10 protein-coding genes are annotated in these 12,321 nt (G+C 66.6%); 4 read left to right on the top strand and 6 right to left on the bottom strand.

Annotation, left to right across the window (positions count from 1 at the left end; all coding sequences use genetic code 11):
- Nucleotides 1-10: 10 nt before the first annotated feature.
- The 3 genes from lepB to ABD53_RS15660 form a co-directional block, all read right to left on the bottom strand.
- Nucleotides 11-592: a signal peptidase I gene (gene lepB / locus ABD53_RS03680; protein WP_047864365.1), complete on the bottom strand. Its 582-nt coding sequence runs from the start codon at nucleotides 590-592 to the stop codon at nucleotides 11-13.
- Between the two features lie 144 nt (nucleotides 593-736).
- On the bottom strand, nucleotides 737-1,594 hold the full coding sequence (locus ABD53_RS17905; protein ID WP_407690101.1) for a YDG/SRA domain-containing protein: 858 nt from the start codon (nucleotides 1,592-1,594) through the stop codon (nucleotides 737-739).
- A 25-nt stretch (nucleotides 1,595-1,619) separates the two neighbouring features.
- Entirely contained in the window at nucleotides 1,620-2,600 is a 981-nt protein-coding gene (locus ABD53_RS15660) for a class I SAM-dependent methyltransferase (RefSeq protein WP_084709258.1), read from the bottom strand.
- Here ABD53_RS15660 and mutS point away from each other — a divergent pair.
- A complete protein-coding gene (mutS, locus tag ABD53_RS03670; RefSeq protein WP_047864477.1) occupies nucleotides 2,599-4,953 on the top strand; it encodes a DNA mismatch repair protein MutS in 2,355 nt (784 codons plus the stop codon). The genes ABD53_RS15660 and mutS overlap by 2 nt on opposite strands.
- 21 nt (nucleotides 4,954-4,974) lie before the next feature.
- On the opposite strand, the gene ABD53_RS03665 is transcribed toward mutS, so the two are convergent.
- Nucleotides 4,975-5,421, bottom strand: coding sequence for a DMT family transporter (locus tag ABD53_RS03665; protein ID WP_047864364.1), 447 nt, complete (start codon nucleotides 5,419-5,421; stop codon nucleotides 4,975-4,977).
- Between the two features lie 144 nt (nucleotides 5,422-5,565).
- Between ABD53_RS03665 and mutL the strand changes: the two genes are divergently transcribed.
- Nucleotides 5,566-7,203, top strand: coding sequence for a DNA mismatch repair endonuclease MutL (mutL, locus tag ABD53_RS03660; RefSeq protein WP_053057638.1), 1,638 nt, complete (start codon nucleotides 5,566-5,568; stop codon nucleotides 7,201-7,203).
- 22 nt (nucleotides 7,204-7,225) lie between these two features.
- On the opposite strand, the gene ABD53_RS17160 is transcribed toward mutL, so the two are convergent.
- Nucleotides 7,226-7,390 (bottom strand): hypothetical protein, encoded by a 165-nt coding sequence (locus ABD53_RS17160; protein WP_160309614.1) that lies wholly within the window; start codon nucleotides 7,388-7,390, stop codon nucleotides 7,226-7,228.
- 337 nt (nucleotides 7,391-7,727) lie between these two features.
- Here ABD53_RS17160 and queF point away from each other — a divergent pair, with 337 nt between their 5' ends.
- The gene (queF, locus tag ABD53_RS03655) at nucleotides 7,728-8,102 is read left to right on the top strand and encodes a preQ(1) synthase (RefSeq protein WP_047864475.1); all 375 of its coding nucleotides are present in this window, start codon (nucleotides 7,728-7,730) and stop codon (nucleotides 8,100-8,102) included.
- 190 nt (nucleotides 8,103-8,292) lie between these two features.
- Here the strand turns inward: queF and ABD53_RS03650 are convergent, their stop codons facing one another.
- Nucleotides 8,293-8,991: a PRC-barrel domain-containing protein gene (locus ABD53_RS03650; protein WP_152670555.1), complete on the bottom strand. Its 699-nt coding sequence runs from the start codon at nucleotides 8,989-8,991 to the stop codon at nucleotides 8,293-8,295.
- A gap of 426 nt (nucleotides 8,992-9,417) precedes the next feature.
- Here ABD53_RS03650 and ABD53_RS03645 point away from each other — a divergent pair, with 426 nt between their 5' ends.
- Nucleotides 9,418-12,150 carry an ATP-dependent Clp protease ATP-binding subunit gene (locus ABD53_RS03645; protein ID WP_235401287.1) on the top strand — a complete coding sequence of 911 codons (2,733 nt, stop codon included), beginning with the start codon at nucleotides 9,418-9,420 and terminating at the stop codon, nucleotides 12,148-12,150.
- Nucleotides 12,151-12,321 lie beyond the last annotated feature (171 nt).

Genomic DNA, 12,321 nt, shown 5'->3' with positions numbered 1-12,321 from the left:
TCATGGTGCTTTATGGTGCCCCTACCCGGCCCGGCGGCCAGAACCTCACGAAAGGCTCGCCTATGAGGTTTCCATCCGGTACGGGCCCGAAGAACCGGGAGTCGTGGGACTCTGCCCGGTTGTCGCCCATTACGAAGACGTGGTCCGCAGGCACCTCGACCGGCCCGAACGAGCACGTCTTCGGCTTGTAGGCCACGCAGGGGTTGCGGTGGAGGTACGGCTCCTCCCGCTGCTCGCCGTTCACCGACAGGACGCCGCCTTCCAGGCCGACCGTGTCCCCGGGTAGGCCAACCACCCGTTTTACGAGGTCCTTGCCGGGGTTCTCCACGGACTCGAACACCACGACATCCCCGCGCTCCGGCTCGGCGTCGGAGAAGTTGTAGACAAACTTGTTCGCCAGCAGGCGGTCGTGTACCCGCAGGGTGGGCTCCATGCTCGGAGTGGGGATCTTGTACGGGGCGGCCACGGCGGGACGGACGACCCCGAAGACTACGACGAAAGCTATGCAAAAGATGACCGCAAGCTCGACGAGTTCCCTGCTGCGGCCTTTGCGGCTTTCGCCGACGCCTGTACGTGAGGGTTCTTCGTTCACCGGGCTCCCTTCCTGGACAACCGGGACGTGCGGGGGCTACCTGCACGTTACGCAGAGGACGGCTTCTGGTTGTACGCCGCATGGTCTGAAGGAGCCACCGACGGCACTACCTCCGAGGTGCTCTCTACGATCTGTATTTAATATTCAATACCTCCCGCGACTTCGGAGTCTGCGATGGTAGCGGAGGTGATAGGTGGAAGGCCCATATCCCGGTTTCGTGAATAGCTTACCCTCTATCGTATCTCCTACCAAGAGCGAGAGGTCCTCGGCTATGGCCACCCCGCCATTGTCGAAAAGTACGTGATGATTTGGGCACAGGCACAGAAGATTATCCAGGTCGTCGGGACCATTGTGAGGCGCGCCCAGAGGGCGTATGTGAGCGGCCTCGGCATAGGGTCCCGCAAGGCACAAGAGGCTCTCGCCGCACATCTGGCAGCGATAGCCGTAGATCCGTTTTACAGTCTCGGCTTTGCCTGCGTCTCGTACCATACGCGAGGTTGTCGTCTCCCGCCGTGGCGCAGGGAGGTATGCCGCAGAGGGCTCAGAGATTACCTCCTCAAAACCTCGCTTTTCGGGAAGCTTGAGGAGCTTAAAACGCCAGACTTGGAAGCCAGAGCTGCCGGTTTCACGCCAGAAGTCGTCTACCCGGTATAGACCGTCGTATCTGTAGCCGGTGGGTGGTGAATCTGGATGATCGTGTCGGGAACCGCGGATGACGCGCACCGGAAGCCCATGCTGCTTACTGTAGGCTAGTGCCCGGTTGCCTCGTGAGAATGGCTGATCCGATATCTGTCTGCCGGTTTGCTCGTTCCGGCCACCATGACCAGTGTAGAGAATTTCATCCCGCTCGTCGGCGTCGTCCTCATAGCCTCCGGATAGGACTACAGACTCGGCTCCCTCATACTGGCTGCCGCAGATACCGGCTTGTGGGTGACGGTGTACGCCTGCGTCGGCGAGCTCGGCGCGGTTCTCGAACAGGAAACCTGGCGGATAGCCGGGCACTTGTCCAAAGTAGGCCACGATAAGTTTAGCCTGGGGTCATCCCCACGGCGGCGACCGCTTCTCCGTCTATCTCTACCGGGCCGTCGGGGAACATCTCTCTCAAGGTGCGCATGGCGTCCTCGCGGATGGCCTGGCGCTGCTCCTCGGTGAGCGAGCTCAGGAGCGCGACGAGCGGGCCCGCGACGGTCTCTATGCTGCGCCAGTAGGACTCGGCGCTGTCGGCGCGGGCTATGGGGGTCGGGAAGACCTCGGTGCGTATCCCCGTGAGACCGGCTGTCTCGAAGAGGAGCTCCAGGTCCCCGGGTGTGGGGATGGCGAAGAGACCGGGGGCGTGTGGATCCTCCGCCGGGAGCTCGGCGTGGCGGGAGATTATCTCTTTTGGCAGGGTGAAGTTCGGGTTGCGGTCCGGCGTGGTCCAGGTGCTCGCCGCCACCCGGCCGCCCGTCTTTACCGCCTGGCTCAGCTCCTGGAGCGCGGCCATCGGGTCGGGCATGAACTGTAGACCGTGGCGGCAGGTCGCGGCGTCGAAGCTCCGGGGCTCCACGCCCGGCGCGAGCTCGCTGTTTATCAGCCGGAACTCGACGTTCTCCACGCCCTGGCTCTCCGCCCAGAACCTGGCCGCCTCTACCATCGCTTCGGAGAGGTCCAGGCCGAGCACGGAGCCCTCCGGGCCGACCGCCTCGGCGAGGGTGAACGCCGGGTCTCCGGTGCCGCAGGCCATGTCCAGGACGTGATCCCCGCGTTTCACACCGGAGAGCTTCAGGAGCCGCTCGGTGATCGGGCTCATGGTGACGCCGAGCTTCTCCCGGTTGCGCCGCCAGCCGGGGGCGACCGCCGCCCACTCCGACCTCTGGCGATCCCTTACCTCCGACTCTGACCCCGCTCCTCGTGACATGCCGGTAAGTCTAGCAGCCCGTGGCGGGTAGCCCGTCAGGTGGCCCGGCGAACCGGGGACCGGGGTTTTCGGGGCTGACGGCTCCGGGGTCGCGCCGTAGAATAGGCTCATGCTGGGACGCTACGCCGAGCTCAAGGCTCAAATTCCGCCGGAGACAGTGCTCTTCTACCAGGTCGGCACCTTCTTCGAGACCTTCGAGGAGGATGCCAAGAAGGTCGCGCGCGAGCTGTCCATCCGCCTCACCTCCAAGGAGGCGTCGGGGGCGGGCCGGGTGCCGCTCGCCGGGGTGCCGCAGCACGCGCTAGACGAGCACGTCGCCACGCTCTTGCGCAAGGGTCACTCGGTGGCGGTCGCCGGGCAACGGCCGCACCCGACGAAGCCAAAGCAGTTCACGCGGGATATAGATCAGATCCTCACTCCGGGCACCGTCATAGAGGACGGCGTGTTGCACGCCGGGGAGTCCAACTACATCGTCGCCGTCTCCGTCCGTGACGGGGCCGCCGGGGTGGCGGTCGCGGAGGCCTCGACGGGGGAGTTTACCGGCACCGAGGTCGCCGAGGAGGACCTGCCCGCCGAGCTCGAACGCTGGTCGCCGCGCGAGATCGTGGTCCCCGAGCGCACCCTGGCCGAGGACCTGCCGTCCGTGCGCGCCAGGATCAGCCCCGCGCCGCGCTGGACCTTCGAGCCCTCGGCCGGGGAGCAGACCGTGAGACGGCACTTCGGCGTGACGAGCCTCAAGGGCTACGGGCTGGAGGACGCTCCCGCGCTAGTCGGGGCCGCCGGAGCCCTTTTGCAGTATCTGGCCTCGCTACGCGGCGGGAGCCCGCCCGAGCAGGTGGTCGGGTTCAGGCCCTACGACCCGGGCTCGGGGATGGTGCTCGACGCGGCCACGCGGCGCAACCTCGGCCTCGAAGACCTTGTCTCCACGCTGGACCGGACCCGCACCCCGATGGGTAAGCGGGCGCTCTCGCGCTGGCTGGAGCGGCCGCTGCTACAGGTGGATCACGTCGAGCAACGGCTTTCGGCGGTGGACGCGCTCCACGGCGACTACATGCTGCGCGAGGAGACCCGCGAGCTTCTCGGACGCATCCCGGACATCGAGCGCATCGCAACCCGGATCGTGCGGCTCTCGGCCTCGCCGAACGACCTGATCTCCCTGCGCAAGGCGCTCGAAGCCGTCGGGCCCCTGCAGGAGACGCTCGCGCCGGCGTCCGAGAAGAGCGGTCTTTTGAACGGATCCCTCGGGGCGATGGGAGAGCCCGAGGGTGTGAGAGAGCTCATCGGGCAGGCCATAAGCGAGGAGGAGGGGGAGATCATCCGCGCCGGATACTCCTCTGAGCTCGACGAGGCCCGCGGGTTCCGTGACACGGCCCACGAGTGGCTCTCCCGCTTCGAGTCCGAGGAGCGTCTGAAGACCGGATTAAAAGGTCTTAAGGTCGGCTACCGTGACGGCGAGGGCTACTTTATAGAGATTCCCGGACGCGACGGCGGGGCGGTCCCCGACCACTACGAGCACCGCAAGGCCCTCAAGAACGCCGCCCGCTACGTAACCACGGCGCTCAAGGAGCACGAGTCGAAGATGCTCGGCGCCCGCGAGGAGGTCGAGGCGCTGGAGCGGCGGATACTCGGGGAGATAAGGGCCGCCGTGAAAGAGGCCGCGCCGCAGCTACAACGCATAGCACGCGCCGTGGCGGTGGTGGATGTCGTAGCCTCCTTCGCCGCCACCGCCGCGGAGCTGCGCTACTGTCGGCCCGAGGTCGTCCCGGAACGCGGCATCAACGTAACCGCCGGGCGGCACCCGGTCGTGGAGCACGGCCTTACCGAGCCATTCGTACCCAACGACACGGCCATAGAGGGCGAGACGCGGCTCCAGGTCCTGACCGGCCCGAACATGGCCGGGAAGTCCGTGTACCTGCGCCAGGTCGCCCTCATAACGCTGCTCGCCCAGACCGGCTCCTACGTGCCCGCCGAAGAGGCGCGGATCGGGGTCGTGGACCGCATCTTCACCCGCGTCGGAGCGGAGGATCGGCTTGCGAGCGGGGAGTCCACGTTCATGGTCGAGATGAACGAGGCGGCGGGCATCCTGAACGCGGCCACCGAGCGCAGCCTGGTAATACTGGATGAGCTCGGGCGCGGAACCTCGACCTACGACGGCATGAGCCTGGCCTGGGCGATAGCCGAGTACCTGCACGACGACGTGCAGTCGCTAACCTTTTTCGCCACCCACTACCACGAGCTTACCCGGCTCGCGGACACCCTCCCCGGAAGCCGAAACTACAAGGCCGCCGTCGAGGAGGTGGGAGAGGAGATCGTATTTTTGCACCGCATCGAGCCTGGCGCGGAGTCCTCGTCCTACGGCGTCCACGTGGCGCGGCTAGCGGGACTGCCGCGCAGCGTCACCGACCGGGCGGGCGAGATCCTCTCCCGCCTGGAGGCCGAGGGCGTGCAGAACTTCGCGGGCTGATTCAGCCTTGCCACGCCCGTCTTAGGTACGCTGAATGAGCACCGCTCCGACCACCAGCAGCGCCGCGCCGGTGATCCTCACGGCGTTTACCTCCTTTATAGGTAGGCCGACGAGCCCGAAGTGGTCCAGCACGAGCGAGGTCACGAGCAGCCCTCCCATCAGGAGGCCCATCAGCGCGGCGGCGCCGAGCCTCGGGGCGACGACCACCGTGCCCATCACGTACACCACGCCGAGCACGCCGCCGGTCCACACCCACCAGGGAGCCTTGCTCAGGGCCGCGAGATCCGGCATCCCCGCCCTCGCGGCGGCGGCGTAGACGAGGGCCACCGCCGTGCCGATGGCGAAGGAGATCGCGACGGCGTAGACGGGATGTGGCAGGTACTTTCCCAGCGTCGAGTTCACGCCGGACTGTATGGCCAGCGCGACGCCGCCCACGACCGCGAAGAGTGCGAAAAACCAGTAAGCCACCCGAAAACCTCCGCCAATGCTCTCTATAACGCTTCACGGCTCCATAACTTCTCAAGCCGGAATCGTCAGATTGTACCGGCTGTTCGTCCCGGGCTCCGCCGTAACGGGTGGCGCGCCGGATAACCGGCGTGACAGAATGGCCGCATGATACAGACCGTGGGCTACCGAATACGGGAAGAGAGCGCCGGGTACGGCAGTGATAGATACGGTGGGACGGACGAGGCCGGCCGGGTCCGGGTGCTCGATGAAGAGGTGGCGCGCGGGATAGCTGCCGGGGAGGTGATAGAGCGTCCCGCCGCGGCGGTAAAGGAGCTCGTGGAGAACTCCCTGGACGCCGGGGCCTCGCGGGTCGAGGTCGAGATAGCCGGCGGCGGGACGGACGTGATCCGGGTCCACGACGACGGCGTGGGGATGTTCGAGGAGGACGCCGCGCTCGCGGTTACCCGGCACGCCACGAGCAAGATCCGCACGGGCGAAGATCTCTCCCGGCTTTACTCTTTAGGCTTCCGAGGAGAGGCGCTCTACGCCATCGGGGCCGTGTCGGCCATGACCCTTACGACCGCCCGCCGGGATAATGGTACCGGGTTCCGGGTCGGGGTGCTCGCGGGGAGCCCGGACGGGGTGACGCCCGCGGCGCGCACTCCGGGTACCACCGTCGAGGTCCGTGACCTGTTCCTGAACCTCCCTCTCAGGCGCGGGTTTCTCGGGACGCCGCGCTCGGAGGCGAACGCCATCGCCCTCGCGGTGCAGTCGCTCGCGCTATCGCGCCCGGAGGTCGGGTTCTGGCTCCGCTCCGAGGGGCGCGGGGTGCTCGCACTGCCGCCCGCCAGGGGGGAGGGGCACGAGGCGCTGCGCGAGCGCGTCGCCCAGGTACACGGGCTGCCTCTGGCGAAGGCCCTGATACCGCTAGACGACCCGGTGGTTGGAGGCCTGATCTCACCCCTCTCCAGTAGCTTTCCGACGCGCCGCTACCTGCACGTGACGGTAAACGGCCGCCGGGTGGAAGCCGACGACTTCGCCCCGGCGGTCGCCCGAGCCTACGCCGACCTGCTCCCGAAGGGACGCCACCCGGCTGCCTTCCTCCGGCTGGACCCCGGCCCGGCCGAGGTGGACGTGAACGTCCATCCGGCGAAGAGTTCGGTTCGGCTGAGAGGCGGGCGCTCCGCCTACCCGCTGGTAGTCGGGGCCATCCGCGCCGCGCTCTCGTTGCAGCAGGAGGGCCGGCCAGCGCCGGACGAGGAAGCGGCTGATACCGGCATCTCGGCCATCGGCCAGTTCTCGGGCCGCGTCATCCTCGCCCAGCACGGCGAAGAGCTATTGCTGCTGGACCAGCATGGCGTCCACGAGCGAGTCCTGTACGAGCGGCTCTCGGCGGAGCCCCGCCGCAGCCCGGAACGGCTGCCCGAGCCACTTGCCGTGAGCCTGCCGCCGGAGCTCGCGCCGGAGGCCTGGTCCCATGAGGCGGAGCTGTACTCGCTGGGGTTCGAGTTCGAGCCTTTCGGGGAGACCACGGTGCGGCTGTCGGCGGCCCCGCAGGAGGCCACGGAGCCCGGAAGGGCGTTTCAGGCGGCGCTGGAGGCGCTCGCGGGCGGCGAGGACCTCGCTAAGGCCCTGGCGTGCAAGGGTTCTACCAAGTTCGGGGAGCGGCTATCCGGGGAGGAGATGGATCTCCTGATAAAAGAGTGGACGGCCTGCGAGTTCCCGATGGTCTGCCCGCACGGCCGTCCGATAATGAAGCGTATTTCGCTCGCGGAGCTCCTCCGCGAGTTTGGACGGGGCTAGCCGCCCCGTTACCGTACTCCGGCTAGCGCCGCTCCTCGTCTACCAGGGTCTGGCCGAGGTTCAGGATGGTCGGGGCCCACAGGCCGACGAAGATCCCGAGATCCCGCCTCTCCGCACGATACAGCGATATGGAGATCAGGATGGATATCAGCGTGGCCACCATGTAAACTATCTTGCTCGCACTCAATATTGCCTCCTTTTGGTTTCTACGAGTCTACTATAAAGTCAGAATGCCCGGCGAGAAGTAATAGTAAACCCAGAGCAAGAGACTACGCCGGCATCTTCCGCTCTTGCTCCCGTTCTTATCTACCATCACCCCCCGGTAATCCCGCCTATACACCCCGCTACGGTGAGATAATGTGCGGGAACGAGCGAACCTTAACACTATGTGGATCGCATGACACCATCTGTCTATCTGCCGGAGGGCTTCTATGTGGCGGGACGAAAATGTCGGGGCGGAAAGTGGCGGGGGTGCCGCCGGAGGTACCGCCGAAGACACTACCGGAGGCGACGCCGGAGGACGAGTGTTAGGTAGCGACGCGCGAGGCCCCATAGAGGCCGGGCAACTCGATACCGTGCCCTGGAATCATCCCGGCTCGGACGCCGTCGTCGAGTTCTCTACCGATGAACTGACGGCGTTCTGCCCGGTGACGGGCCAGCCCGACTTCTACGTGCTCAGGCTGAGCTATCGGCCCGCCGGACGCCTGCTGGAATCCAAGGCGCTCAAGCTCTACCTCTGGGGCTTCCGGGATAAGGGAGCGTTCGCCGAAGACCTCGCCGCGACCATGCTCGAAGACCTGGTGGCCGCCTGCGAGCCCCGGGGGATGACCGTGGATCTCACCCAGAAGGTGCGCGGCGGTCTGGAGCTTCGTACCGTCGTCCGCCACGGAGAGGGTTAGCCCGCCGGACCATCCAGCATGGAGGCGACGAGAGGCGGAGAGAAGCGGAGAACGCCGGTCACGCCCCGGAGCACCTCACCCGGGGCCGTCCGAGCCTACGATCTTATAATTGCTCCGCCGCCGGCCATCCAGGACCGTAGGGCGCTCCGTGTGGCGGACGTTCCCGGTCCGGGGCTCCGTCAGCCCACCGTTACCCTACCTTCACCCCGCTGGTATCCACCTCGAAGACCTCTTCGAGGGCCGTGACCCCGGCCGCCACACGGTCGAGCTCCGCGCCGTCCGGGGCGTTTCCCGCGAGCTCCACGACACCGTCCGAGATCGAGACGGCCTGGAGCCCGGTGTCTTCCAGCACCCCGGCCACCGCCTCCTCCAGACCCCGGGCGTCCGCGGCATCCGTTGCTTCGGCGTAGGCTTCGGTGGTCTCGCCGGTGTCCGGGTCTATGTACGCGTCGGTGCGCGGGTAGCCCGAGTCGGCCGGGGTGGACTCCTCGTCTTCCCAGCCGTCCGCCTCCCTGGACTCCCGGGCGAGCTCCTCCGGCCTCTCCGCCTCGGAGGGATCGTCCGGCTCAGTAACTAGCTGTCCCTCGTGCCGCTCGTCGTCCACGCCGGGCGGCGCTTCCGACGGGGCGTAGCCTTCCGGCTCGATCTCCTCCCCCGCGTGGTCGCCGGGCTCCTCGTCCGGGGCCTCGGCGTCTACCGTGGCGAAGTCCGCCTCCGGGTCCAGAACCAGCCGCGCGATAGGCACCTCGAAGCTCTCCTCATCGCGCTCGACCATCACGTGCGTTACCTCGCCACTCCTCTTGTCGGTAACGACCTCCGAGATGCGCCCGAGCTCCTCGCCCCCCGCATCCCGGGCCTCTATGCCTACCAGACCTCGCTCCTCCATCATGCAGCTCCTCTCCTACCAGAACGCTCGACTCTCCCGCCTGTGTACCACGCGAGCCGTGTATTAAGCAGGAACGGCGCCGGGTGCGTGGAGTCCGGTAGGTAAGGCGGGAGAGTCGGAATCTATCCCCTTTCCCGCCCTACCTATCGACCATACCAATCTTCTGGCGGGACTTCGATCGGAGAGTAGAGGTTGGCGACCGTGTAAAAATGTCGTTCCTCTGCCCCCAAGGAGCGCCGTCGAACCGGTGCTCACCGCCGGCCGCTTAAAACCTCGTATAGGTACACGCGCCGGTCTGAAACTCCTCTGCCTGGGGTAGGGTAGAGCCGAAAAGTGTAACGGAAGCCGCGCTTGATCTTCCCCCGAATGGTTATAAAATATGAGCGTTACGGACTTAGGTTTTTATATCAGGAGGAGGCGTTAGCCTTAATGGTTTGCGAGAATTGTGGTATACGGCCGGCGAGCGTACAGGTCTTCCGGCAGCAGGGCGATCAGCGCGCGCAGGCTTATCTGTGCCAGCAGTGCGCCCGGCAGTTGGGCATGATCGGTGGTTCGGGGGGCGGCTCCGGCGGCGGTAGTCCGTTCGAGATGCTCCAGAACCTCGTGCAGCAGCAGAGCCAGAGCTCTGGCGGGGTTCTGGACGCGCTGAACGACGAGGCGCGGGAGGCCGTGATGCGGGCCCGCGAGGCGTCGGCCGGTACGACCCGGACGGCGGCAATCGGTACGGATCACCTCCTCGCCGGGATCGTGACCGGGGACAACGTGGCGACCCAGGCCCTGCGGCGCGCCGGGGCGAACGTGGACGGGCTTCAGAGCCGGTTCCAGGAGTTCCGCGGCGAGCCCGGCGACGAGCTGTACACGTTTACGCCGAGTGCCAAGCGCGGCCTCCAGCTCTCGTTCGGGGCGGCGCGTCAGATGGGCTCCCAGGGCGTCGGCACCGAGCATCTGTTGCTCGGGCTGCTCGGCGAGGGCGACGGCAACGCGTACAGGGTGCTGTCGCAGTTCGGCGCCAACGACGCCGAGGCTATACAGCGCGAGATCGCCCGCCTCTCGCAGGAGCGCGGCGGCGCGGGAGCCGGTGGCATGGGCCCCGGCGGCATGGGCGGTACCGGCGGTTTCCCCGGCGGCCAGCAGCCCGGGTTCGGCGCAGCAGGCGGCATGGGCGGCCAGCAGGGTGACGGCGGTCAGAGCCGGACGCCGACCCTGGATCAGGTCAGCACCGACCTCACCGAGCGCGCCAATAACGGCGAGCTCGACCCGGTTATCGGCCGCGCCGAAGAGATAGCGCGCGTCATCCGTATCCTCTCCCGCCGTACCAAGAACAACCCCGTGCTCATCGGCGAGGCCGGCGTCGGCAAGACCGCCGTGGCCGAGGGTCTGGCCCAGCGCGTCGTCGGCGAGGACGTGCCCGAGTCCCTCAAGGGCAAGCGGGTGCTGTCCCTGGCCGTCGGCGACCTCGTGGCCGGGACCAAGTTCCGGGGCGAGTTCGAGGAGCGGATGCAGCAGATGCTCGCCGAGATACAGGCCGAGGAGCGCAACATCATCCTGTTCATCGACGAGCTGCACACCATCGTCGGCGCGGGCGGCGCAGAGGGCGCGGTAAACGCCTCGAACCTCATAAAGCCCGCTCTCGCCAGGGGCGATCTCCAGGTCGTCGGCGCCACCACGCTGGACGAGTACCGCAAGAACATAGAGAAGGACCCGGCGCTCGAGCGCCGCTTCCAGCCCGTCCTGGTCGACGAGCCTACGGTTGAGGAGACGACCCAGATCCTCTTCGGCCTGCGCGACCGTTACGAGGCCCACCACCGCGTGCGCGTCTCCGACGAGGCCATCCACGCCTCGGCCGAGCTCGCGGACCGCTACATCACGGACCGCTTCATGCCGGACAAGGCGATAGATCTCCTCGACGAGGCCGCCGCAGAGGTCAGGATGCGGTCCTCCATGCCGCCGGTCGACGTAAAGCGCATAGAGGAAGAGATAGCCGACCTCGAAAAGGAGAAAGAGGAAGCCGTGCGCCGCGAGGACTACGAGGAGGCCGCCGGGCACAAGCAGCGCGTCGAGCAGCTCAAGGTCGAGCTAGAGGAGCATGAGCAGGGCTGGGCCGGTCAGCGCGAGACAAACGCGCCGTGCGTGGAGCGCGAGGACATCGCCTCCATCCTGGAGGAGTGGACCGGCGTGCCGGCCACGAACATAGTCCAGGAAGAAGCCGAGCGGCTGATGAACCTGGAAGGCGTGCTGCACGAGCGGGTTATCGGTCAGGACAGGGCCGTGGAGTCCGTCGCCGAGGCCATTCGGCGCTCGCGGGCCGGTATCAAGGACCCGAACCGTCCGGTGGGGAGCTTTATCTTCCTCGGTCCGACCGGCGTGGGTAAGACCGAGCTCGCCCGGACTCTCGCCAGCTACCTCTTCGGCGAGGAGGACGCCATGATCCGGCTGGACATGAGCGAGTACCAGGAGAAGCACACGGTTAGCCGCCTGGTCGGCGCGCCCCCGGGCTACGTCGGCTACGAGGAGGCCGGGCAGCTCTCCGAGCAGGTCCGCCGGCGGCCGTACAGCGTCGTCCTCTTGGACGAGATCGAGAAGGCCCACCCGGACGTGTTCAACACGCTTCTACAGGTGCTGGACGACGGCAGGCTCACGGACGCCCAGGGCCGGACGGTCAGCTTCCAGAACACGGTCATTATCATGACCAGTAACGTCGGCAGCCAGCACCTGGTCTCCGAGCGGCAGTTTGGCTTTACCCAGAGCGAGGGTACGGACTTCGCAGACCTGGAGCGCCGGGCCCGCAACGCCCTGGAGCAGGCCTTCCGGCCCGAGTTCCTGAACCGGGTGGACGACATGATCGTCTTCCAGCCGCTCTCCAAGGAGGACGTGCTGCAGATCGTGGACATCATGCTCGCCAGGCTCAACAGGCACCTTGAGAGCCAGCAGATCCAGATCGAGGTCACGGACCGGGCAAAGGAGTTCCTGGCCGAGGAGGGCTACGACCCCAAGTTCGGCGGGCGCCCGCTCTCCCGCGCCATCCGGCGCTACATAGAGAACCCGCTCTCGAGCAGCATCATCGGCGGCGAGTTCAACGAGGGTGACGTGATCGAGGTCGACCGCGGCGAAGACGGCGAGGACGGCCTGACCTTCAACACGAAGACTGCGGCTACCTCGTAGCCCGGACGAACAAAGTAAGCAACCGAGGGGCTATCCGTGAAGCGGATAGCCCCTTTTCTTTCAGCCTCTCCAGAATAACCAAACATAAGCTACATTGAAGGAGAACCGTGCTTAGGCTACATTTAGCATGTGGAAGTCACCTCGTACTTTGTCAGGCGGGTGCTCGAGAAC

It is taken from the genome of Rubrobacter aplysinae (genome assembly GCF_001029505.1).
In the GTDB taxonomy this organism is placed as follows: domain Bacteria; phylum Actinomycetota; class Rubrobacteria; order Rubrobacterales; family Rubrobacteraceae; genus Rubrobacter_A; species Rubrobacter_A aplysinae.
This window is presented reverse-complemented; position numbering and strand designations above follow the sequence as displayed.